This window comes from Exiguobacterium sp. SL-10, from assembly GCF_004337025.1.
GTDB lineage: Bacteria > Bacillota > Bacilli > Exiguobacteriales > Exiguobacteriaceae > Exiguobacterium.
In genome coordinates, this window is the sequence record NZ_SJUP01000008.1 from 96,313 (window position 1) to 119,858 (window position 23,546).

26 protein-coding genes are annotated in these 23,546 nt (G+C 51.1%); 19 read left to right on the forward strand and 7 right to left on the reverse strand.

Going from position 1 to position 23,546, the window contains the following annotated elements; translation table 11 throughout:
• Window positions 1-15 precede the first annotated feature (15 nt).
• From EVJ33_RS10455 to EVJ33_RS10480, 6 genes are all read left to right on the forward strand, one after another.
• Window positions 16-1,329 carry an ABC transporter substrate-binding protein gene (locus EVJ33_RS10455; RefSeq protein ID WP_236634599.1) on the forward strand — a complete coding sequence of 438 codons (1,314 nt, stop codon included), beginning with the start codon at window positions 16-18 and terminating at the stop codon, window positions 1,327-1,329.
• Between the two features lie 64 nt (window positions 1,330-1,393).
• Window positions 1,394-2,293, forward strand: coding sequence for a carbohydrate ABC transporter permease (locus EVJ33_RS10460; RefSeq protein ID WP_131436900.1), 900 nt, complete (start codon window positions 1,394-1,396; stop codon window positions 2,291-2,293).
• A 3-nt stretch (window positions 2,294-2,296) separates the two neighbouring features.
• Window positions 2,297-3,223: a carbohydrate ABC transporter permease gene (locus EVJ33_RS10465; protein WP_201739695.1), complete on the forward strand. Its 927-nt coding sequence runs from the start codon at window positions 2,297-2,299 to the stop codon at window positions 3,221-3,223.
• 24 nt (window positions 3,224-3,247) lie between these two features.
• The gene (locus EVJ33_RS10470) at window positions 3,248-4,600 is read left to right on the forward strand and encodes a GH1 family beta-glucosidase (RefSeq protein ID WP_131436902.1); all 1,353 of its coding nucleotides are present in this window, start codon (window positions 3,248-3,250) and stop codon (window positions 4,598-4,600) included.
• Between the two features lie 101 nt (window positions 4,601-4,701).
• Window positions 4,702-4,944 (forward strand): hypothetical protein, encoded by a 243-nt coding sequence (locus tag EVJ33_RS10475; RefSeq protein WP_131436904.1) that lies wholly within the window; start codon window positions 4,702-4,704, stop codon window positions 4,942-4,944.
• A gap of 2 nt (window positions 4,945-4,946) precedes the next feature.
• Window positions 4,947-5,399, forward strand: a complete 453-nt coding sequence (locus tag EVJ33_RS10480; protein WP_131436906.1) for a WapI family immunity protein — start codon at window positions 4,947-4,949, stop codon at window positions 5,397-5,399.
• 30 nt (window positions 5,400-5,429) lie between these two features.
• Here EVJ33_RS10480 and EVJ33_RS10485 read toward each other — a convergent pair whose 3' ends face one another.
• The 6 genes from EVJ33_RS10485 to EVJ33_RS10510 all read right to left on the reverse strand — a co-directional run bounded on the left by EVJ33_RS10485 (window position 5,430) and on the right by EVJ33_RS10510 (window position 10,352).
• On the reverse strand, window positions 5,430-5,612 hold the full coding sequence (locus tag EVJ33_RS10485; RefSeq protein ID WP_131436908.1) for a hypothetical protein: 183 nt from the start codon (window positions 5,610-5,612) through the stop codon (window positions 5,430-5,432).
• A gap of 462 nt (window positions 5,613-6,074) precedes the next feature.
• The gene (locus EVJ33_RS10490) at window positions 6,075-7,403 is read right to left on the reverse strand and encodes a PTS sugar transporter subunit IIC (RefSeq protein WP_131436910.1); all 1,329 of its coding nucleotides are present in this window, start codon (window positions 7,401-7,403) and stop codon (window positions 6,075-6,077) included.
• 11 nt (window positions 7,404-7,414) lie between these two features.
• On the reverse strand, window positions 7,415-8,821 hold the full coding sequence (locus EVJ33_RS10495; protein WP_131436912.1) for a GH1 family beta-glucosidase: 1,407 nt from the start codon (window positions 8,819-8,821) through the stop codon (window positions 7,415-7,417).
• Window positions 8,822-8,836: 15 nt separating this feature from the next.
• Window positions 8,837-9,145, reverse strand: coding sequence for a PTS sugar transporter subunit IIB (locus tag EVJ33_RS10500; protein ID WP_021065302.1), 309 nt, complete (start codon window positions 9,143-9,145; stop codon window positions 8,837-8,839).
• Window positions 9,142-9,489, reverse strand: a complete 348-nt coding sequence (locus EVJ33_RS10505; protein WP_021065301.1) for a PTS lactose/cellobiose transporter subunit IIA — start codon at window positions 9,487-9,489, stop codon at window positions 9,142-9,144. Before EVJ33_RS10505 ends, EVJ33_RS10500 begins: the two co-directional genes overlap by 4 nt.
• A 152-nt stretch (window positions 9,490-9,641) precedes the next feature.
• A complete protein-coding gene (locus tag EVJ33_RS10510; RefSeq protein ID WP_131436914.1) occupies window positions 9,642-10,352 on the reverse strand; it encodes a GntR family transcriptional regulator in 711 nt (236 codons plus the stop codon).
• A gap of 1,068 nt (window positions 10,353-11,420) precedes the next feature.
• Here EVJ33_RS10510 and EVJ33_RS10520 point away from each other — a divergent pair.
• Genes EVJ33_RS10520 through EVJ33_RS10545 form a run of 6 tightly spaced genes read left to right on the forward strand, consistent with a single transcriptional unit; the run spans window position 11,421 to window position 14,689 of the window.
• Complete coding sequence (locus EVJ33_RS10520; protein WP_131436918.1) at window positions 11,421-11,870, forward strand: hypothetical protein; 450 nt, start codon at window positions 11,421-11,423, stop codon at window positions 11,868-11,870.
• Window positions 11,854-12,324: a hypothetical protein gene (locus EVJ33_RS10525; protein WP_131436919.1), complete on the forward strand. Its 471-nt coding sequence runs from the start codon at window positions 11,854-11,856 to the stop codon at window positions 12,322-12,324. Before EVJ33_RS10520 ends, EVJ33_RS10525 begins: the two co-directional genes overlap by 17 nt.
• A 56-nt stretch (window positions 12,325-12,380) precedes the next feature.
• The gene (locus EVJ33_RS10530) at window positions 12,381-12,890 is read left to right on the forward strand and encodes a hypothetical protein (protein WP_131436921.1); all 510 of its coding nucleotides are present in this window, start codon (window positions 12,381-12,383) and stop codon (window positions 12,888-12,890) included.
• Complete coding sequence (locus EVJ33_RS10535; protein WP_131436923.1) at window positions 12,883-13,353, forward strand: hypothetical protein; 471 nt, start codon at window positions 12,883-12,885, stop codon at window positions 13,351-13,353. Before EVJ33_RS10530 ends, EVJ33_RS10535 begins: the two co-directional genes overlap by 8 nt.
• Before the next feature lie 35 nt (window positions 13,354-13,388).
• On the forward strand, window positions 13,389-13,934 hold the full coding sequence (locus EVJ33_RS10540) for a P-loop nucleotide/nucleoside kinase family protein (protein WP_161566930.1): 546 nt from the start codon (window positions 13,389-13,391) through the stop codon (window positions 13,932-13,934).
• Entirely contained in the window at window positions 13,931-14,689 is a 759-nt protein-coding gene (locus EVJ33_RS10545) for an endonuclease/exonuclease/phosphatase family protein (RefSeq protein ID WP_131436927.1), read from the forward strand. Before EVJ33_RS10540 ends, EVJ33_RS10545 begins: the two co-directional genes overlap by 4 nt.
• Before the next feature lie 30 nt (window positions 14,690-14,719).
• On the opposite strand, the gene EVJ33_RS10550 is transcribed toward EVJ33_RS10545, so the two are convergent.
• Window positions 14,720-15,055 carry a hypothetical protein gene (locus tag EVJ33_RS10550; RefSeq protein ID WP_131436929.1) on the reverse strand — a complete coding sequence of 112 codons (336 nt, stop codon included), beginning with the start codon at window positions 15,053-15,055 and terminating at the stop codon, window positions 14,720-14,722.
• A gap of 410 nt (window positions 15,056-15,465) precedes the next feature.
• Here EVJ33_RS10550 and glmS point away from each other — a divergent pair, with 410 nt between their 5' ends.
• The 7 genes from glmS to EVJ33_RS10585 all read left to right on the forward strand — a co-directional run bounded on the left by glmS (window position 15,466) and on the right by EVJ33_RS10585 (window position 23,535).
• A complete protein-coding gene (gene glmS / locus EVJ33_RS10555; RefSeq protein WP_131436931.1) occupies window positions 15,466-17,262 on the forward strand; it encodes a glutamine--fructose-6-phosphate transaminase (isomerizing) in 1,797 nt (598 codons plus the stop codon).
• A gap of 145 nt (window positions 17,263-17,407) precedes the next feature.
• Window positions 17,408-17,899, forward strand: coding sequence for a DUF2798 domain-containing protein (locus EVJ33_RS10560; protein WP_131436933.1), 492 nt, complete (start codon window positions 17,408-17,410; stop codon window positions 17,897-17,899).
• Between the two features lie 141 nt (window positions 17,900-18,040).
• Window positions 18,041-18,310 carry a PTS sugar transporter subunit IIB gene (locus EVJ33_RS10565; protein ID WP_131436935.1) on the forward strand — a complete coding sequence of 90 codons (270 nt, stop codon included), beginning with the start codon at window positions 18,041-18,043 and terminating at the stop codon, window positions 18,308-18,310.
• Window positions 18,300-20,327, forward strand: a complete 2,028-nt coding sequence (locus EVJ33_RS10570; RefSeq protein WP_161566931.1) for a BglG family transcription antiterminator — start codon at window positions 18,300-18,302, stop codon at window positions 20,325-20,327. The genes EVJ33_RS10565 and EVJ33_RS10570 overlap by 11 nt, the downstream gene beginning before the upstream one ends.
• A 166-nt stretch (window positions 20,328-20,493) precedes the next feature.
• A complete protein-coding gene (locus EVJ33_RS10575) occupies window positions 20,494-21,915 on the forward strand; it encodes a PTS mannitol transporter subunit IIBC (RefSeq protein ID WP_131436939.1) in 1,422 nt (473 codons plus the stop codon).
• A gap of 43 nt (window positions 21,916-21,958) precedes the next feature.
• Entirely contained in the window at window positions 21,959-22,393 is a 435-nt protein-coding gene (locus EVJ33_RS10580) for a PTS mannitol transporter subunit IIA (RefSeq protein WP_131436941.1), read from the forward strand.
• Window positions 22,390-23,535 (forward strand): mannitol-1-phosphate 5-dehydrogenase, encoded by a 1,146-nt coding sequence (locus tag EVJ33_RS10585; protein WP_131436943.1) that lies wholly within the window; start codon window positions 22,390-22,392, stop codon window positions 23,533-23,535. The genes EVJ33_RS10580 and EVJ33_RS10585 overlap by 4 nt, the downstream gene beginning before the upstream one ends.
• The last annotated feature ends 11 nt before the right edge of the window (window positions 23,536-23,546 follow it).

Consider the following 23,546-nt stretch of genomic DNA (forward strand, 5'->3'; position numbering starts at 1 on the left):
AGGATGGGTTCACACATGCGTAAAAAATTAGTCAGCTTACTCTCAATCGGAGCACTATCAGTCGGCGTCTTGGGCGCTTGCTCAAACGACGAAGAGACTTCAGGTTCTGGGTCAGGTTCTAAAGACGACGTTCTCAAAGTTTGGTCGTTCACGGATGAGCTCAAAGAACCAATCAAAACATACGAAGAGAAGAACGGCGTCAAAGTCGAATTGACAATCGTTCCAATCGCCGACTATCCGACAAAACTTAAGCCGGCACTTGAGAGCGGCGTTGGGGCACCGGACGTCTTCACAGGTGAGATTGCGTTCCTCAAACAATGGGTTGACGCTGGCTACTGGGAAAACCTTTCAGACGAGCCGTACAACGTCAATGAAATCTCAGACGACTACATTCCATACGTCTTCGACCTCGGGAAAGATAAAGATGGCAACGTGCGCGCTCTTTCATGGCAAACGACACCAGGTGGCGTCTACTACAAACGTAGCTTAGCAAAAGAAGTCCTCGGCACAGACGATCCGACTGAAATCGGCAACATGATGAGCTCGATGGACGGCGTCTTCGAAGTGGCTGAGAAGATGAAGCAAAAAGGCTACAAAATGTTCCCAGACGAAGGCGCGATCCGTTGGTTCTCACAAGGCGCGAACCCAGAAGCATGGGTAAACGACAAGAACGAACTCGTGTTGACAGAAGACAAAATCAACTACATGGACTATGCGAAAGAACTTCGTGAGAAACAATACACGGCACTCGCTCCAGAATGGTCACCATCTTGGTTCGAAGGGATGTCGAAGCCAATCAAAGTGAAAGAAGGCGGCAAAGAAACGGAAACAGAAGTCTTCTCTTACGTCCTTCCGACATGGGGCCTTCACAGCGTCTTGAAAGACAGCGCGAAAGATACAGCCGGTGACTGGGCAGTCACGAACGGTCCAAGCCCGTACTTCTGGGGCGGCACATGGCTCGGTGTTTACGAAGGATCGAAAAATAAAGAAGCTGCTTACGATTTCGTGAAGCTCATGACACAAGACGAAGAGTTCTTGACTGGCTGGGCTGAAGAGACAGGCGACGTCCTCGCTTACAAACCAGTTACCGACAAAATCAAAGACGACTTCAGCGATGAGTTCCTCGGCGGACAGAACAACTACGAGTTCTTCCTCGACCAAGCGGATGAAATCACACCGGGAATCGTCACGAAATACGACCAACAGCTCGACACGCTCTACGGCGCTTCAGTCCTCCAGTACGTAGAAGGCAAGAAGTCGAAAGAAGAAGCGATCGAAGAGTTCAAGAAACAAGCGAAAAACGCTTACCCAGACATTACAGTTGACTGAGGCCAGCTAACCCGTGGGGGGATTTCCCCCCCTTTGAGGGTTGCTAGGGAAGGAGTAACACGACGTGAAAAAATTAGACCGCTATGGCTATGCCTTTATTGCCCCGTTTTGGGTCGTCTTTTTGACATTCAGTATTTATCCGGTCTTCTTGACCCTGTACTACAGCTTTACCAACTATACCGGCAGCCCGGGAGAAGAGGTCGTCGGATTCGCCAACTACACGCGACTCTTGACGGATACGTACTTCATCGAGGCGTTCGTCAATACGATCAAGATTTGGGGAGTAAACTTTGCCTTACAGATCGGTCTTGCACTGGCTCTCGCGCTCCTGTTCTCAGATCTTCGTCTAAAATTGAAGGGCCTCGCGTTCTTCCGTTCATTTTTCTACTTGCCTAACTTGATCACGATCAGTTCGGTCGCGCTCTTGTTCGGAATCTTGCTCGACTGGCAGCACGGTTCACTCAACATGATCCTCTTGAAACTAGGAATCATCTCGGACCCGATCAACTGGTTATCGCAACCGGTGACGGCACAACTGTCCGTCTCGCTCATTTTGACATGGATGTGGTTCGGTCACTCGTTCATCATCGTCATGGCCGGCGTGTCGGGGATTTCAAAAGATTTCTTCGAAGCTGCCCATATCGATGGCGCGAACCGTTGGCAAATGTTTACGTTCGTCACACTGCCACTACTTAAACCGATTCTCTTGTACATCATGATCACATCGCTCATCGGTGGACTTCAACTGTTCGACCTTCCGCTCCTCTTAACGGATGGAATCGGCGCACCAGATGGCTCATTGAACACGATGGTACTTTACTTGTACAACCAGGCATTCAAGTATAACAACTACGGCTATGCGGCAGCGGTCGCTTACGGCTTGTTCTTGATCACACTCGTCTTCTCGGCGATTGTCTTCAAAGGCATGTTCCGTAAAGAACGCGCTGCGCAGAAGGGAGCATAAGCAATGGAACAAAATGCAGAATCACGGCGTATGCTCGCCGACAGCGAAGTGCAGCCGCCACGCAAAGAGACACCGCGTCAAGTCGATCCGCCGCAACAAAAGCAAAAGAAAAAACTGTTCAGCCGTGGTGTCATCTATACGGGCTTGATCGTCTTGACGATCGTCTGCTTCATCCCGTTCCTCATGATGCTCGTCAACGCGACACGGACGAACGGAGAAATCATGTCTGGTTTCTCTCTTCTCCCGGGGACGGCACTCATCGAGAACTATGCGATTTTGAGTGACTACATCAACATCTGGAACGGCTTCAAGAACAGCTTGATTATCGCCGTTCTCGTCACACTGTTATCTGGTTACTTCTCGGCGATGACCGCGTTCGGTTTTGCGTTCTACGACTTCAAAGGGAAAAATGTGATGTTCATCTTCATGCTCGTCATGATGATGGTCCCAGGCCAACTCGGACTCATCGGGTTCTACGAGATTTCGAAGACGCTCGGGATTCTCGATTCGTTCATCCCGCTCATCATTCCGTCAATCGCGAGTCCGTTCGTCGTCTTCTTCATCCGGCAGTACACGCAGGCCACGCTTCATGTCAGTATGATCGAAGCGGCCCGAATCGATGGGGCGAGCGAGCTTCGCATCTTCCATACGATCGCGCTCCCGATGATGATGCCGGCTGTCGCCACGATGTCGATCTTCACGTTCATCGGCTCATGGAACAACTACTTGATGCCGCTCGTGCTCTTGTTCTCACCAGAGAAGTACACGTTACCGGTCCTCATGGGCTTCCTGAAAGGCTCACAAGTCGCCGAGAACCTCGGTGCCCTTTACCTCGGTATCGCCATCTCGGTCGTGCCGATCATGATCGCTTTCTTGTTCATGTCGAAGTATATCGTCAGCAGTATCTCGGCTGGTGCGGTCAAAGAATAACTAGAGAGAAAAGAGGAATGGACTATGCAGTTTAACAAAGACTTTGTCTTCGGCACCGCGACCTCGTCGTATCAGATTGAAGGCGCGCATAACGAAGACGGGCGTACGCCGTCGATTTGGGACATGTTCTGCGACATCGACGGACGCGTGTTCGAGAAGCATAACGGTGACGTCGCGTGTGACCACTACCATCGCTTCGAAGAAGACATCCAGCATATCAAACAGCTCGGTGTCGACACGTATCGCTTCTCGATCGCATGGCCGCGCATCTTCCCGGCGAAAGGTGAGTTCAATCCGGCTGGGATGGCGTTCTATAAGACGCTCGCGACACGCCTCCGTGAGGAAGGTATCAAGCCGGCCGTCACGCTCTACCACTGGGATCTCCCGATGTGGGCACATGAAGAAGGTGGCTGGGTGAACCGCGACTCGGTCGACTGGTTCCTCGACTACGCCAAAGTATGTTTCGATGAGCTCGACGGCATCGTCGACTCATGGATCACGCACAACGAGCCATGGTGTGCCGGCTTCCTCGGTTACCATCTCGGTGTCCACGCACCGGGGCATCGCGACATGAACGAAGCGGTCCGCGCCGTGCACCATATGCTCCTCTCGCACGGAAAAGCGGTCGAACTGTTGAAGCAAGAGTTGAAGTCGACGACACCGATCGGGATCACGCTCAACCTGTCACCGGTATACGCCAAGACGGACTCGGCAAATGACCGACTCGCCCAAAACAACTCGGACGGTTATTCGAATCGCTGGTTCCTCGACCCGGTTTTCAAAGGTCAGTATCCGGTCGACATGATGAACTTGTTCGCGAAATACGTGCACACGTATGACTTCATCAAACCAGGTGACATGGAGACAATCTCGACAGAGTGCGACTTCTTCGGCATCAACTTCTACAGCCGCGGACTCGTTGAGTTCAGCGCGGCGAACGACTTCATGACGGTGGCTGCGTACTCCGATTACGACAAGACGGGCATGGGCTGGGATATCGCCCCGAACGAATTCAAAGACCTGATCCGTCGCTTACGTAACGAGTACACAGACCTTCCAATCATCATCACAGAGAACGGCGCGGCTTACGACGACGTGCTTGAGAACGGCGAAGTCCATGACGATAAACGCATCGACTACGTCAAAAAGCACCTCACAGCCGTATCCGACTTGAACGACGAAGGCATGAACATCGCCGGATATTACCTCTGGTCGCTCATGGACAACTTCGAATGGAGCTTCGGTTACGAGAAACGCTTCGGCATCCTCTACATCGACTTCGACACGCAAGAGCGCGTCTGGAAAGACAGCGCGAAATGGTACGCTGGCGTCATCGGCGACCATAAAGCCAAACACGCGGATAGCGTCGAGGCGTAAAATTGATCCATCCCTGCCGCTACAGGGATGGATTTTTTGTGTGGAACTTATTCCAGGGGGGAACGTATAAAGGGAGACCAGGAATGAAAGGGAGAGTTCAGATGAAACGTGAATATGCGACGTATGAAGTGACAGGATATGATGATAAAGGGAAGATCAAGTTCATCCACTTGAAGGAAGGCGAATTCGTCTTACCGGTCGAGATCAAAGGCGACGACTTAACGAAGATCAAGAAGATGATGGAGCTCAATCCAGGAGTGACGGTCATCGTCCATGCGGCGGTCGATCAGAAACGATTACGTCTCCAAGAGATTGACGGTTATTCACTCAGAAAGGACGGATGACGATGGCACTCACGAAATTGGCGTCTCGTGACGGACTGATCGATCTGTCGATTGAAAGTTATGCGTACGCCTATCCGGACGCCGACAACATCTATGATGCGGCGTGGCATCAGAATTGGGTCGGGCTGCACACGCCGGACCACCGCATCACGTTCGACGACATCATGCTCGACAGTCTGCTCGTGGCGCATTACATACCACTTTTCGAGTCGTTCGTCGCGGGTGATGTGCAGGCAGTCATGTTTGCACCGACAGAACCGTTCATCAGCTTGACGTTGACGAGACGGGACGCGGATGGGGATGAAGTATATGTGCGAGGCCATCTGGAGCACCCGATTGGGGGCGAGACAGAAGAGCTTGATTTTGCGTTCGAGACGTCGGTTTTAAGCGTGGAGCAGTTCTTACAAGGGTTACGGGAGATGTTGCGTGAATTCCCCGTTCGAAAGGTTGAATGAAAAAACGCCATGACGACGACCGTCATGGCGTTATGTATGTAGTTTCGATGTGTGCGCCCGATACTTACCTAACGAATAGGCAGCACACAGAAGGAAAATCGTATGTAGACCGATGCCGATCAACATCGCATGCGGAATGATGGACTTGAAGCCAAGCCCGAAGGCGAGCGCTGCGCTCGATAAGATCATGAAGCTAGGGGTGTAGTTTTTCAAATCAAATCTCTCCTTTACTAGAGGTTATAGGGTGACGTTGTTTTCCAAAATGATAGCCGGCGAGTAAAAGGAATGCCGTGCTTAAAAACAACGGATAGACAGATTGGGTTGCAAGACCGACAAAGCCGGATATGCTTGATAAGAAACAGAAGAGCGAAGTGTGATTCAGTTTCATTGTTTCCCAACTTTCTTAGGTAAGATAAGAGAAATCAAGATTATGACAATCGAGATGGCATAAAAAATAAGCAAGAAATCTCTCATTTCGTCTCTGGATATATGCATTCCACTGATCAGAGCAATTGATAAACCAGACGTAGGCAAAATAGCGATAGCAAACGCGATTCATTGCCATATCTTTCTCGTCATGTAATCCCTCCCTCATTCCACCAGTGTCCACTTTCTTACTTGTTTCCCTAAATATAACAGCCCTTCTCATCACTGAGAAGGGCTGTTGTTTTTTGCTTAGGCTGACGCTTTGTCTGATTCTTCTTGTGCTTTCAACTCTTCACCGTACGAGACGCGGTCTTGCATGCGGACGAACGGGAGGTAGACGGCTACGGCCATGGCGATCGTTGCGATCTGTAAGAGCGCTGCACGCCATCCGCCGATTAAGAAACCAGAGATGACCGGTGGTGTCGTCCACGGCACTTGAAGTGCGTTGAACGGATCGACCCAGCCCCAAAGGATTGAGAAGTACACCATGAACGAGGCGATGGCAGGAACGATGACGAACGGTACGAACATGATTGGGTTGAACACGATCGGCATCCCGAAGATGACCGGCTCGTTGATGTTGAAGAGACTTGGTGCAAGCGAAAGCTTACCGAGTTGCTTCAAGTGAGCCGAACGGGCGACGATGAGTGTTGCGATGATGAACCCGATTGTTATTCCTGATCCACCAAGCTTCGTGAAGACATCGAGGAACTGGATGGTAACGATTTTTGCGTTCTCACCGGCGACGAGTGTTTCACCCGCATCGATGAGTGCTTGGTTTTGAAGCGCGTTTGCTGTAAGGAGTGGTCCCATAATCCCCATGAGGATGGCAGCACCGTGAATTCCACACCACCACATGACTGACATGAGCACCATGATGATAACGGCTCCGGCAAGTGTGTCTGTCAAGTTTTGAAGTGGTGCTTGAAGCACGTCATAGACGACTTCTGTGAACGTACGTTCCGCAACTGCTTGGAAAATTGCGAACGTCGCGACCGCAAGTGTGATAATCGCAAGACCAGGAACGAGTGCTGAGAATGAGTTCGATACGCCTGGTGGGACACCGTCAGGCATTTTGATGCTGATGCCGCGTTTGATGAACTGCGAATAAATAAATCCAACGACGAGTCCGACGACGATGGCAGCGAGGACACCTTGTCCGCCTGTCCATACTTTCGGGATGACTCCGCCGACTGTTTCTCCACCTTCAGAGAGGACAGACGCTTGTGTGATGATCAAGAATGAGATGATTCCGAGGATACCAGCTGGGACACCTTCGATTTTCTCGTTTTTTACGTACGAGTAAGCGATTCCAAAAACACCGATTAAAGCAAGGATGTCAAACGTCGCACCGACGACTTGCGTGAGCGGGAGCGTCCAATCGGCTCCGAACAGACCTGACATGAATTCAGCCCAGCCCGGAATCGGGAGTGCGAGGATGAGCAAGAACAATGACCCGATGATCGTCATCGGCATCGTCAGGATGAACCCGTCCTTAATTGCAAGGACGGGCTTGGCGTTCGCGAAACGAACGAACCCTGGCGTGAATTTTTCAAATACGGTTTCTAAGCGGCTCATGGGGAACCTCCTTATAGGTTTTCAGCGCGAGTAGCGATGATGTCTTTGTACCAGTAGAATGATTTCTTCTTCTTGCGAGCAAGCCCGTTGGCGTGATCGACGTAGATAAAGCCATATTGCTTCTTATAACCGTTGAGCCAGCTGAGCAAGTCGATGGCCGACCAAGCGTAGTAGCCTGCGACGTTGATTCCTTGTTCGACCGCGTGTTTCACAGCGCGCAAGTGGCCTTCGATGTATTCGATACGTGGGTCGTCAAGGATCTCGCCGTCCACGATCGGGTCGACATCACCGAGACCGTTCTCTGTGATGTAGATTTTCACGTCGCCGTAACGATCTTTGAGCATGTGCATGCCGTCAAGGAACGCCTCCGGTGAGATTTCCCAAGCCCATTTCGTGTAGACTTTGTCATCCATCATGACCGTCTTGTAGACGCCATCAAATGAAGGGTTACCCGGGCGGCCTGTCGAGTTCTCACGGCCACCGGCCATGACGAGTGCCGAGTCATTTTTCATGACGCGTTGCGGGCTGTAGTAGTTGAGGCCGATGAAGTCGTTCATTGAAGCCGTTCGTTTCAAGAGGTCGAGCTCTTCGTCTGTCATCTCAGGAAGAAGACCTTGCTCTTCGAGTCCTTTCACGACGTACGCTGGATATTCACCTTTCAAGATCGGGTCATAGAACCAGTGTGTCGCATAAGCGTTCGCGTGCATTTCGGCGAATTTGTTCTCTTCGGCGTCATCGATGCTGAAAGCCGGGTTGAACACGTGCGTGATTCCGATTTCGCCCTCGTATCCGTTTTGTTTGAACAACTCGACGGCACGAGCGTGAGCGACGAAGACGTGGTGCGTCGTTTGGAAGTATCCTTTAACGTCGCCTTCGATGCCTGGCGGGTGTGCCCCAGTCAAGTAGCCGAGCGAGCAGAAGATGACAGCTTCGTTGAACGTGATCCAGTGACGGACACGGTCGCCGAACGATTGGAAGCAAGTATCGGCGAAACGGACGAATGCGTCAACCGTCTCTGGGTTTTTCCAGCCGCCTTTTTCTTCAAGCGCTTGCGGGAGGTCCCAGTGGTAAAGCGTCACGAATGGGACGATGTTGTGCTTTAAGCACTCGTCGATCAAGTTGTTGTAAAACTCGAGTCCTTTTTCGTTCACTTCACCTGTGCCGTTCGGGAAGATACGCGGCCATGAGATCGAGAAGCGATACGATTCGAGTCCCATCTCTGCCATGAGTGCGATGTCTTCTTTATAACGGTGGTAATGGTCGACTGCGACGTCGCCGTTCGTATCTTCAAATGTTTTTCCAGGAATTTTCGAGAAGACGTCCCAGTTCGAGAGTCCTTTCCCGTCCTCGTTCCATGCGCCCTCGACTTGGTAAGAAGCCGATGCGGCACCGAACAAGAAATTGTTTGGCATTTTCAAAGTGGTCACCTCAGTTTATTTATTTGCGAGTTTTAACGCGTGGTCTAATACTTTCGTTCCGTTCATCATGCCGTAGTCGACTGTGTTGATGACGTCGATTGGAACGCCTTTAGGCTCACAGATTTGTTTGCCTTTCGCGAGCAAGTATTTGACTTGTGGTCCGAGAAGCGCGACGTCGAGGTTGTCCACGTACGTTTCCATTTCTGATTCTGGGTAAGCTGCGATTTCGGCTTCCAGGCCTCGCTCAGCAGCAACCGCTTTCATTTTTTCGACTAACATACTTGTTGACATACCTGCTGCGCAGAAGAGTCCGATTTTCATCATTTTTGATCCATTCCTTTCAATTGGTTGATTTCGTTTTGCATGTTCATCATATAGCCGAGCATCTCTTTGACGAGGATCGTGTTCATCAAGTGGTCTTGCGCGTGCACCATGAGGACGCCGACCGTAGCCGTTTTCCCTTGTGCCTCGAGTGTGACGAATTTCGTCTGGATGGCGTGCGCTTCTTTCAATGTCGCGTCACCAGCTTTTACTGCCTCAGCCGCTTCCTCTGCTTTACCTTCTTGCATCAAGAGCATCGCGTGATGGTAGCTTGCCTTGGCGTCGCCTGAGAGAGCGATTAAACCGAAGATATCTTCGGGCGTAATTTCGATTGTTTCAGAAACCATAGTATCTCTCCTTTTTGTATGGATAACCAAAATTCATAGGTACAAATTCTACAAGTTGATAGTAGCACGATACCGCTTACATGTAAACCCTTTCTTTTCGTCTGAAATGTGAACATAAAAAAACGCACGCGAGAACAATCTCTCGAGTGCGTTTAGGACTTGATGTTAGAGACTTTGAGCATCTTCACATGGCGGAAATGATGTGTCGAGCGCGATACGTCGAAGATTTGACCGTTCGTCAAATAGACGGTGTTGTCGACGAGAAGGGCCGGGTCGTTCTCTTTCAGTCCGAGCAGTGTCGCGTCTTCCGCGTTCAAAAAGTCGGCGTAAATGACACGGTCGGCAAAACCGATAGCGAGTTTTTGATCGTTGCGGAAGTAGTTATAAATCGACTGTTCGGTGATATTCCGGTCGAGATAGACGACGAGGTCTTTTCGGAAATACGAGTCCTCGACTGAGAACGGATGGTCATCGACGAGCCGGAGACGTTTGACGTAGTAGACGGGTGTGCCGACGTTGCACTTCATCCGTTCAGCCACTTCATCGTTCGCTGTCGTCAATTCAAAATCAAGGACTTGTGTTTCGACTTTCCGTCCACTGAAGTCGCTGGTGAGACCTTGCAACTTTTCGAGGTTCACGTAATCGCTCATGTAATGGTCACGGACGAAGACGCCGCTCCCTTGGACTTGATAGACATAACCTTTGTTGACGAGAATCTCAATCGCTTTTCGGACCGTGTTACGGCTGACGCCATACTTGTTGGCGTATTCGTCCTCGGTGAGGAGCTTGTTCGTATGTTGATAGACGTGATTCATAATATCCGTCTCAATTTGTTCAGCGACTTGCTTATACTTTGGACCCATGACTGTCTGCACCTTTCACAACAAAATTTGTAGGTATGAATACGCTATCAGTATATCAGAAATTGAATCGGGATGGCGGACAATCCTTCGGCAATTGTTGAAAAACGTCGAACGATTCATTGCGAGAATATTTGGAAAATATGAAACAATTAGGTGATAGGGCACGTATGAGTAAGGTAAGCATTGTAATGAAAGGGTGTGCCTTAAGTGAAAGAGACACGTTGGTATATGGAGGAGAATACATGGGGGAAGTCACCTCTTCGCATAAGCTATGCTTCCGTTGCGTTCGCATCAATGGCGCTTGCTATATCCTATTTCGGAAGTTACTTATGGTTGACCATTCCGCTTGTCGTGATTGGAATCGCCATGATTGTGTTGGATGTGAAAAAGTATCGAATACGGCGTACACATATAAGCGAACGTGATTTAGTACGATTACTTAAGTGGGATCTCGTATATGATTTGGTGAGCTCAACGATTCTTATTTCAATAACTGTAGTGCTCCTGCTCTTACAATATGACAGTTTGACGATATTCATCGCATTGCTCCTATGGGTAGTGTTCGGCCGATCATTCCAGAAGCAGATGAGTGAACGTATCCCACTGTTAGAGGAATCAGGGAAGGAACGATTGAAGAGATGAATGAGCGGATGACGCAAGAGAAGGCATGGGCCCGACTTTTTGATCAATGGATTTTTGGTCTTTTTGGAACATTTTTTGTCCTGATGCTACCCATCAGTTTCTGGACGGTTGAACTCAAGTGGGGCGCCCTGTACATCGCTTGTACACTCATTCCACTTAATCTTTTATATATGAAACGCTATCGTATGCGCCTAACATTCCACCCAGAATTGAAGGGGTTGTATCGTCGCCAACTTGCTCGAGATGGCATAAACAGTGTCGCATTTTTTCTTGGATTGAATCATGGGATTTTGTTCACATCAAACGTGGCGTACGTATACGTGATGATCTTCATCGGAGGCGCCTTCCTATGGACGTGGAACGTTGAAACGCAAACGAAACGTCATGATATAAAGTATAAACAGTTAAACAAGGAGGCGATTTAAGATGGAGCGGGACGTGAGATGGGTTCAACGGATGCGACGTTATGGGGCACCCGTCCTCATTCTGTATGTCACAGCTTTCATCGTCGCCTTGTTGTTGGAGAAAATGTGGCTCATTCCCATCATGGGCTCGGTCTCTTTCATCATCGTTGTGACAGGCTATAAAGAAATGCGCATCATGTGGAGGGTGACGGAGCATCCTAAGGCGCATCGGATCCTCATGCTCCAATTCGTTTTTGAACTGCTGGACGCACTTTTGTTGACGACACTCATGGTGACGCTGCTGACAGCGGAAGATCTCGGTCTTTTGATTGGTCTCTTTTTTGGGATATGGGGAGTGTTGAGTCCGATTCGGCGGAAGTGGTTTGTCAAAAAACTTAAACAAGTTGGGCCAGAGCTACCGACGTATGAGGAAGTGATTGAAGGGAGGGTCCCGAATGGATCGTCAATTTGATATCTCGTTAGAACGTGCCAAGCAATTCGAACGGGTCTTTGGCTGGCCGATCCTATTCATTTTCTTGATTTCGTTAATCGTTATGTTATGGACACAGGCGACGTGGATCATCCCAGTCATGTTGATCGTATCTATAGGAATGGCCTATAAAGGATACATGGAATATCGAGTCGTGCGTCATTTTGCCGACCATCAAGCCGTCGTGCAGGTGTTACGTTACCGACTCGTTGACTGCTGGATTAAGGCCGCTTCATTATTTGCGCTGTTCATTCCGCTGTACGTAAACGAGGGTGCCTTTATTTTAACTGGCGGTGTAGTCGCCCTTTGGAATTTAACAGGATCTTATCGGGAGAAAAAATGGAAACAACGAATCGATTTACATCAACCGCAGTTATTAACCTATTCAGAAATCTTGGAACAAGAGGATGACGCATGGGACGATCACCAAAAATAACAATACATTTTTAAAAGTCGAAGTGTTGTGACGAATTGATTGAAAGGATGAGTTGAATGGAACTATCACCGCAATCCAAACAACAGATTGATACGGTTCTTCGATTTGAAAACTGGACCGGTTGGGGTTTTGGCATCCTGGCTGTTTCTGCAATCGTTGGAATGCTCGTTTACGCATCGTACTGGGACATGCCAGATTCATTTTTCCTCGTATTCTTAGTAGCGATTTTCGTTCTTCTGTTTAGTATCGAAACCGCTCGATTCTTCATGTGGCTCCGGTTCGTGAAAAACGAAAAAGCACGGAAGCTGCTCACGCTGCGATATACGGTTTATTTGATTGGGTTTAGCGCGATTGGATACTACGGGATTGTCGTATTTTATGAGACGACACAACCACAAACGTTCCAGGCATTCTTGTTGTCGCAAGCCTTTTTCTGGGGAGCTGCCTTTTTAGGGAGATGGCTCGACCGCATCATCCAAAAGCATGACGGTCATTATTTGACGGGAGAGGACTTAAAATTGATTCGAGAAGCCCGTGAGATTGAGCAGGAACGAGAGCATGGATAAGCGCAGCCAAATGCGTGAATTGACGGCGTTCGATCAGAGAAAGCATTCCACACACGTGTTCTTGTCAGCGGTGTTGGCCGTGCTTCTATTTTTCTCAATGGAATATAATTGGCTATCACCAATGACAGTCATATTTCTCAGCATCGCAGCGGGCCTGCCTGATTTTCGCAAGATGTGGCAACGAGAGAACATCAAAAAGCAATTTTTGCAGTCGGATGCAGCAAAGCGGCTCATTCACCTCAACTCGATCTTTGGGCTCGTGATGTTACCCTTCTTCTTATTGTGGGTTTACGCATTGCTCACGGATCTCATTTCACTCCAAACGTTCGCCTTGATTGGTCTAGGGGGATACATGCTTGCCATTTTCGAGCATCGTCTGTATGAACGGCATATGGCTCAACTCGATGATCACTACGTCACGGAAGCTGAATTGCGGGAAGAACAAAAGTGGGGGAGCGCTTAGGTGCTTCCTTTTACATGTTGAAGGGGGAACAATTGATGAAGCGGAAGGTATGGATTATCTCGGGACCGGCTGGCGTAGGGAAATCGACGACGGCGAGACGGCTCGCTCAAGTCATGGAGAAGAGTGCATACGTGTCTGGTGACGACATCAGTCATATGACGGTGTCCGGTCGTGAAAGACCTTGGGAATCGGAGCGGGCGAACGACCTGGTATGGAAGAACATAGTATCTTTAACCGATAATTTTCTTGAAGCAAGCTATGACGTCGTTGTGGACTGGGTCGCGTTTTGGCAAGACGTGAAGCGTTACACGGCGCACTGGATCGCGCAAGGAATCGAAGTACGCTACGTTATCTTATGGGCGAATCAAGACGTTCACGTCCGACGCGATCAGCACAGACCAATCGATGCGCAGATGGGGGAGCGGGTGATCCTATTACGGAACGAGTTTCTAAGCTCGGATGCACCAGACCGTTACTACTTCGACAACACTTTCGGGGAGTTGAGCTGGACGATTCAACAGCTTCAAGAAAGCGAACGATTTGTGCTGACAGATACGTACCAAAGCGGGGCTGGCATATGAGGATTGCGACATTCAACATCTGGAACAATCCGACATCCTGGTCCGAACGAATCGAATCTATCTGTGCCACAGTGCAGAAGATTGATGCCGATCTACTGGCGCTTCAAGAAGTCAAAACGTATGTGGAAGGGGAGCAAGGCATCCGTGTAGCCGAGCAGATCGCCAACGAAACGGGCTATCCGTGTTGCGTGTTTCTCGCCTATCCGGACTCACCCGATGAAGGGCTCGCTATCTTAAGTAAAGTTCCGCTCGATACAGAAGATGCGATTTGGCACCACGATGTAGAAGAAGTGAACTACTGTGCGATGCGGGTGACGTTTCAAGCCGGAGGTCACGCGTTCGGATTGACGAACGTCCATCTAAATTGGAGGTCGCCGGACATTCGGGAAGCGCAAGTGCGAGCGGTCCGCGAGTGGACCGGTGCGGGAGAACGCTACGAGATTTTGTGTGGGGACTTCAATGACGATCCGCAGTCGGAGATTCATCGCTACTTGAGTGAACATCGCTGGATCGATGTCGCCACATGTGACTGTGGTGGGGATGAGCCGACGTTAGACTATGTACATAATCCGTATTTGAAGCAGGATGCTTTACTGAAACGACCAGAGCGCTATGATTGGGTGTTATTGCGTCACGATGCAAGGAGCGTCCCCTCCATTTCGAACGTGGACGTGTTTGGGAAGACGCCCGACCCGAACACCGACGTACTGCCGAGTGATCACTATGGAGTCCTACTCGACTTCGACATCTCTTAAAAAAGAGGAACGCCTAGGCGCTCCCCTTTTTCATTTGAACGTGCGGATGACGAAGTAGAGACAGATGAAGAACGGAATCAAGAACATACTTCCGATCCACTCGCCTTGCCCGAACAGGAGCCAGGCGAAGAGCTGGAATGACAAGACGCCGCCGGCAGCAAGTCCGGCAAAGCGATACGCTTTCGGACGGAGCGACGGGTCATCCCACCATTCTTTAAAGAACGGGAAGCTGAACAAGAGTGCGAGCGCCAAGAAGAAGGCGGCCGGAAACACGAGAAAATCTCCAATCTCACTTTGTCCTTCAATCTGTAGCCATTTCGATGCTGTTGATAAGATGATGCCGATGACGAGAAAGACGATATTCATAGCCATTCCTCCACTTCATCTATATATACTTCCATCATGCCCGAACGAGCTCGACGGGACAACCCTGTTAAAAAAGTAGCTTTTTAGTGAAAGTGGTGACTTTTGCATGAACAGTAAAAAAGTATCGGATTCTGTTGTGACATAAACACTTTCGGATTCGATCGAGACCGGCTAGCATGAAAGGGTATCTGGAGAAACGGCCAGCTATGAAAGAAAAGCGCCAGAACTCTACGGAGTTGACGAGGTGGGGGTAATCGATGTTTCGGCGGATGCTTCCTAGTCGCCTGTCACGACTAAAAGTGTTCTTTTAAAACGTTCGGGTGACCGGACGGACAATGAGGAACACGTTGACAGCACTCTAAAAAGCCCGTTTCCTTTTTCGAGAAATCGAATATAGAGGAGATTTTTGTATGTGTGGAATTGTAGGGATGATCGGTCAAGTCGGAACGAAAGAGATTTTATTGAAAGGGTTGGAAAAGCTCGAGTATCGAGGCTATGACTCGGCCGGAATCGCGCTTGTCGGTGACGATGTGCATGTGTTCAAAGAAGTCGGTCGCATCGCCGCACTTCGTGACATCGTACCGGTCGAAGCGGAAGGCGTCATCGGGATCGGCCACACACGTTGGGCGACACACGGCGTGCCAAGCGTCCCGAACGCCCACCCGCACCAGAGCACGACGGGCCGCTTCACGCTCGTCCACAACGGTGTCATCGAGAACGACGAGCAGATCAAGGCGACGCTCGACGTGCCGTTCTTGTCGGAGACGGACACGGAAGTCATCGTCCAGTTGATGGAGAAGAACTTTGTCGCGCTACATGACGTCGAGGCGGCGTTCCGCAAAACGTTGTCTGAACTCCACGGCTCGTATGCGATTGCGATGATCGACTCGGAATATAAAGAACGCCTCTATATCGGCAAAAACAAGTCACCACTCCTCGTCGGTCTCGGCGACGGCACGTTCAATGTCGTGGCGTCTGACGCGATGGCGATGCTCCAAGTGACGGACCAGTACCTCGAGCTCCACGACGGTGAGATCGTCATCTTGACGCGCGAATCGGCGACGATCAAGACACTCGACGGCGAAGTCCTCGAACGTGCCCCGTACACGGCCGAGATCGATGCGTCAGACATCGAGAAGGGCACGTACGCGCACTACATGTTGAAGGAGATGGACGAGCAACCGGCCGTCATCCGCAACATCATCCAGCACTACCAGAACGACGCCGGTGACATCGAGCTCACAGAAGGCGTGCGCTCGCTCGTCTCGGAAGCCGACCGCATCTATATCGTCGCCTGTGGCACGAGTTATAACGCTGGGCTCGTTGGAAAAGACATCCTTGAGCAGATTGCCGGTATCCCGACCGAGGTCCATGTCTCATCGGAATTCGGCTACAATATGCCGCTCTTAAGTTCACGTCCGCTCTTCGTCTTCTTGTCACAGTCTGGAGAGACGGCTGACAGCCGGGCCGTCCTCGTCGAAGTGAAGAAGCGCGGCTACAAGGCGCTCACGATGACGAACGTGCCAGGGTCGACACTCTCGCGTGAGGCCAACGAGACGATGCTCCTCCATGCTGGCCCGGAGATCGCGGTCGCGTCGACGAAAGCATACACGGCCCAAATCGCCGTGCTCGCCATTCTCGCCTACGACATCGCCCGGGCGAACGGGAAAGAGTTGCCGTTCGAGTTGATGCCGGAACTCGCGCGCGTCGCGACGATCATGGACTCGATCATGTCTCAAAAAGAACTGTTTGAAGATTTGTCGGACCGCTACTTGAAGACGACGCCGAACACGTTCTTCATCGGACGTGGCCTCGATGCGTCGGTCTGTCTCGAAGGCGCGCTCAAAGTAAAAGAGATCTCGTATATCCAAGCAGAAGGCTACCCGGGCGGAGAGCTCAAACACGGTTCGATCGCCTTGATTGAAGACGGCACACCGGTCATCGCACTCATCTCGCAACCGAAGACGAACTTGAACATCCGCGGCAACGTCAAAGAAGTCGTCGCCCGTGGTGCCAATGCGTGTATCATCTCGATGCAAGGCGTCGAGCATGAGAACGACGAGTTCATCTTGCCGCACGTCGAACCGATTCTCGCCCCGCTCATCACGGTGTTACCGGTTCAACTCATGGCGTATTACGCCGCGCTCGCTCGAGGTTGCGACGTCGATAAACCGCGTAACTTGGCAAAATCGGTGACGGTTGAATAATTTTAAAAAATAATGCTTACGAAGCAGGCCTCCAACTTGCTACACTATGACAATCAGTTTGTAGAGATATTGGTCATAGACCAAAAATATATGTCGTCAGATTACGTCTACCCTCTGAAATCATATGTTGTATGGAGGCTTACTTATGTACCAAGAAGACCGATTACCTCAAAATCCTAAAGAAGGCGTCCTGTTCATGCTGATCATTTCGATCTTGTCCGTGAACACGATCGCCCCGATTATCGTCGGGATGGAACGCGGCTTTAGTGTCGACCATTATATCGACACGCTCAAAATCATCCCGTTCGCCTGGATCGCGCTCATGATCTTGATTCGCTTCATCGTCAAACCGGCAGCCGGGATGCTATTCAAACGCTTTGCCGGAGAAGCAGACGGCTTTAACGCCCGCATCTTATTGAACATCGTGTTGAACGTCTCCATGATCTCATTGTTCATGACGATCATCGGGCCATGGATTGGGATGGGAGAGATCAACTTTGATACGCTACAGCACTTCTTCCCGACGTGGTTCCGTAACTTCGGCATCGCGTTCTGGGTCGAGTTATTGTTCGCCCAACCGATCGCCCGGGCTGTCATGAAGTCGATTCATACACGGAATCGCTTGAAGACTGTCTAACTTTAGACACAGCATCTTTCCGATTGAGGAAAGGTGCTTTTTACTGCTTGCCGATATCTTTGCCAACAAGCAAAATAGTAGGTGGAGTAAGCGGTTGCAACGTATGGTTAGATAAAGATAAGCGATGAAAGAAGGTCTGACATGAACGTATATATTGCCTGTCCATGCGGGTTCGTCACGAGCGCGATGGCTGCGAAGCTGTTTGCCGAGGCGTGTTCAGGGAAATTGTCGTGTGTGATTCAACACGGCACGTATCGGGATATCCCGGAAGACGCCGAATTGATCATCTATCAAGCCGGGACGGAGACGATCGATCATCCGACCGCGCACGTTCGCTCGGTCAGACACATGTTATCGCTCACGGAATATCGACAACTCGTCGAGGAATGGGTGAATGCATATGAAACATGAGTGGAGCGCCCGAGAGCGCTCAATCCTACTACATCTATTGGCAACGGAGACGTCGACACCGCTCGCGGAGATTGCGCAAGCGGTCAATTTGTCTGAGCGGACGATTCAACGGGAGCGTCAACTGCTCGAGGGCATCCTGCGCGAGTTCGAGTTAGAACTCGCTTGGCAGCGTGGGCACGGCCTCAGCCTCATCGGGCGTTCCGATGCGAAACAACAGTTACGCGAAGACTTGATCTTGTCGGCCGAGGCGATTCCGACGGCGGAGGACCGTATCTTCGAGCTCGCCTGGCGGCTACTGTTTGAAAAAGATACGCTCAAGCTGCAGGCGGTTGCAAAACAGATGCACGTCTCACCGAGCACGCTCACACAAGACCTTGAGAAACTCGATCGTTGGTTCGACGAGTATCACCTTGAAGTCGAGCGGAAGAAAGGGGTCGGGGCCCGGGTGCTCGGCTTGGAAGCCGAGAAGCGGAAGCTGATGATCAATGCGCTGCTCGCTCATTGGGACACGCTCGCGTTCTATCGTTTCGTGCGTGGGGAGGATGACTATATCCCAGCCTTTTTAAAGACCGTCCCTTGTGACACTATGCTTGAAGCGCTTCGTGACGGTTACGATTATTTAAAGGAACATCCGTATGAGCGGATGGACGACCGGACGATCATGCGGGTGACGTTCGCTTATGGTGTACAACAAGCTCGACTAGACGCTGGCTTCTTCTTAGAGATGTATACGAAAGGGCGCTCGGACGACTACTTGAAAGTCGCGCTCGATATGGAGACGGCACTCGGGACGCCGTTCTCGATGGCGGAGCGGGTCTGGTTCGCCGAGGAAGCGAACCGGCTCCGGTCGTTGAAGGAGCAGATGAAAGAAGATGAGGAAGAGCGTTGGGTCATGCAGATTCGGGTCCATAAACTCATTCATCACGTCTCACTGATTCACGGGTTCGCCTTCACCGATGACGCCGCGCTCGAGAAAGGGCTCCTCGCCCATATCTTGTCGAGTATGAACACCCAAGCGCTCCCTGATACGGACACGGTCCGTCCGCACATCGACCGCGATTATCCACATTTACGGTCTGCCATTCAACAGGCGGCCGATATCGTCTTCGGGACGAACACGTTCACAGAAGAAGAGACGGTGTTTTGGGCGATGCATTTCGCCGCCGCGCTCGTCAAACCGGTCCGGCGCCGGGAATATCGGGCTCTCGTCGTCTGCTCGGCCGGTCTCGGCTCCTCGAAGATGCTCGTCAACCGGGTCAAACAAGAGTTCCCAGAGATGCAGGACGTCGTCAACTCGTCGTTGTTCGGTCTCGAACAGCATCGACTCGACGACTATGACGTCATTTTGTCGACCGTGCCGTTGCCGCCGCTGTCGGTGCCGACACTCATCGTCAACCCGTTGTTGACGAACGAAGAAGTGCAACGCGTCCGCCATTTACTGTTATCCCTCCCACAGTCGTTCCAGACGAAAGAGAAGAGCCATTCGACGATGCTCGACTTCAATGAACTCGGTGCCCTCGTCGAGACGTTCGAACGGATGGACCGGCAGTTCGATCTCGTCACGCTCGATAATAGTGACCGGCTTGAAGACATCTTGCTCGATATCGGGACGCATCTTGAAGAACGTGGACTCGTCGAAAGCGGCATCCAATTGTCAGCTCAATTGCTCCGGCGTCACGAAGTAGCTGGGCTTGGGATTCCGGGAACGAAACTGGCCTTGTTCCATGGACGTCACACGTCTATCGAACGGGCGAGCGTGTTCGCCTTCGATTTGAACCGTTCGATCCCACTCCTCATGATGGATCAGTCGACCGAATCGGTGTCGCGTCTGCTCGTCCTGCTCGCGCCGGAAGAGGCGGAGGACGCCGAACTCCAGTTTTTGAGCGCGGTCAGCGGTTCGCTCATCGAGAGTGAGCGCCATATGAACTTATACAGTAACGGTTCAAAGAAAGAACTACGCCTCTTGCTTCATGAATGTATGAAGAAAATGATTCAAGATACGTTGCACGAGAAATGACCCGCCGTGGTCATTTTTTTATTTGGCATAAAATGTTGCCAAAGTGTGAACTGAATTGAATTGAGAAAGCGCTTACGCTGAGACTACAATACGAGTGTAGAGCACAAACCGGTTAGCTACACGACAACAATCTACCTTTCACAATAATCGACTGGAGGTTTTATACATGGCGAATGCGCAAGCTGGCTCGGGCGGGGTTCGAGTCAAAGTACAACGGTTCGGGAGTTTCCTGAGCGGAATGGTCATGCCAAACATCGGCGCCTTTATTGCTTGGGGGATTATCACCGCCCTCTTCATTCCAACAGGCTGGTGGCCGAATGAAAAATTAGCAGAACTCGTCGGTCCGACGATCACGTATCTGTTACCGCTCTTGATCGGGTTCACCGGCGGTAAGTTGATTCATGACGTACGAGGCGGAGTCGTCGGGGTACTCGCCACGATGGGGGTCATCGTCGGGACGGACATTCCGATGTTCCTCGGCGCGATGATTATGGGTCCGCTCGGTGGATATGTCATTAAACAATTTGATCGTCTCATCGAAGGCAAAGTCAAAGCTGGATTCGAAATGCTCGTCAACAATTTCTCGGTCGGAATCATCGGTGGTCTTCTCATGATCGGTGGCTTCGAAGTGTTCGGTCCAATCATGAGCGGCCTTGATAAAGTCATGGCAGCCGGTGTCGACTGGATCGTCGGCGCAAAATTGTTGCCGATCGCAAGTTTGTTCATCGAGCCTGCAAAAATCTTGTTCTTGAACAACGCCATCAACCACGGGATTTTAAGCCCGCTCGGTGTCGACCAAGTGGCAGACGCCGGAAAATCGGTCTTGTTCTTACTTGAAGCAAACCCGGGACCAGGTCTTGGTTTACTGCTCGCTTACATGGTGTTCGCGAAAGGTGCGGCCAAACGGACGGCACCAGGGGCGGCCATCATCCACTTCCTCGGTGGGATTCACGAGATTTACTTCCCATACGTCTTGATGAAACCAGTTTTGATTTTGGCGATGATCGCAGGGGGCGCAACAGGCGTCTTCACATTCGTCTTGTTCGATGTCGGCCTCGTCGCACCAGCGTCACCAGGTAGTATCTTCGCGATTCTCGCGATGGCGTCACGCGGTTCGTACCTCGGGCTTGTGACAGGAATCCTCTTGTCGGCAGCGGTCACGTTCGCCGTGGCGAGCGTCATCTTGAAATCAAGTGCGGCAGAAGAGGTGTCACTTGAAGAAGCGACGCAAAACGTCAGCGCGATGAAAGGCAAACAGTCGTATGCGTCAGCTCTCGTTCACGACCGTCTCGATAAAATCGATCACATCATCTTCGCTTGTGACGCCGGGATGGGTTCGAGCGCGATGGGCGCCTCGGTACTTCGCAATAAAGTGAACAAGGCGAATTTGCCGATCAAAGTGACGAACACGTCAATCAGCCAATTGCCGAAAGACGCCCAATTCGTCATCACCCATGAGGATTTGACGGACCGGGCCGAAGCACAAGTGCCGGATGCGATTCACCGTTCGGTCACGAACTTCTTGAACGCCGACTATTACGACCAATTGATCGAAGAAATCAAAGCAGAACGCAGCAAAATCTCATAACACAGCAGACAGAGACAAGGTTTTAGGTATAGGAGGAACTAAAATGCCATTCATTCAGACAGAGATGATTCGACTCAACCAATCGTTCCACACGTCGGCCGAAGCGATCGATGCAGCCGGTGAAGTGTTAGAAACAGCCGGTTGCGTGTCACCGGCTTACGTCCAAGCGATGCACGAACGTCAAGCGCTCTCGAGCGTGTATATCGGGAATCAAGTCGCGATTCCGCATGGGACCGAGGAAGCGAAATCCGCCGTTCAAAAGACGGGGATTTCCATCCTTCAAGTGCCGGCCGGCGTCGACTTCGGTGGCCAGACGGCGAAACTCGTCATCGGGATTGCTGGGGTGGATGACGAACATTTGGAACTCCTGTCCCAAATCGCGGTCATCTGCTCAGATGAGGATAACGTCGAGCGCCTTGTCCAGGCGAAGACGAAAGAAGAGATTTTGTCGCTATTCATGGAAGAGGTGGCGTCATGAAGGCCGTACATTTTGGGGCAGGGAATATCGGACGAGGTTTCATCGGATTGTTGCTCAATCAGAGTGGCTACGAGGTCACGTTCGTCGATATTAACGATACTGTCATCCAGGCGCTAGAAGACAAGCGGTTCTATGAAGTCGGATTTGCCGAAGAAGGCGTCGACAATATCGTCGTCGATCGCGTCCGCGGCGTCAACAGCCTGACCGATCCGGAACGTGTCATCGCCCTCATCGCCGAGGCCGATTTGGTCACGACTGCGGTCGGACCGACACTGCTGCCGAAAGTCGCGCCGCTGATCAGTGCAGGGCTCCGTGAACGCGAGACGTCGGCACCGGTTTATGTGATCGCTTGCGAAAATATGATTGGCGGTAGCGCATCGCTCCACCAAGCAATCGAGTCGTCAGGTGGCGTCGGAACAGCGAACGTCTCGTTCCCGAACGCGGCCGTCGATCGGATCGTCCCGTTACAGCAACACGCAGACCCGCTCTTCGTCGAGGTCGAAACGTTCTACGAATGGGTCATCGAGACGAAAGGATTGGCCGAGCGGCCCCCGCTTCAAGGTGTGACGTGGGTCGACGAGATTGGGCCATACATCGAGCGGAAGCTGTTCACGGTCAACACCGGTCACGCCATTGCCTCTTACATCGGTTCCTTGTTCGGGAAAGAAACGATTGACGAGGCGCTGAAAGACCGTCGTGTCCGTCAAGTCGTGCAAGGCGCGTTGTATGAGACGGGGTGGCTCCTTCTTGAAAAGTACGGGTTCGAGGCGAAAGAACATAGCCAATACATTCAAAAAATCATCAAACGGTTCGAAAATCCAAAGTTGAAAGATGAGGTCTCACGCGTCGCCCGCTCACCGATCCGTAAACTTGGACCGAGTGACCGGCTCGTCAAACCGGCCCGTGAGCTCATCGATAACGGCATCGAACCGAATGAACTCGCCTACGGAATCGCGGCTGCCTTGACCTATTACAACCCTGAGGATTCAGAATCTTCTGAACTTTATGTGTCTATCGAAGAAGATGGCATCGTGTCGACGGTGGAAAAGTACTTGCAATTGCATGAGGACGATACGCTGACGAAGTTGATCCTCGAACAATACCACCTGATTCGCGAACAAGAAAAAGCGCAAGTCTCGTAAATCGAATCTCC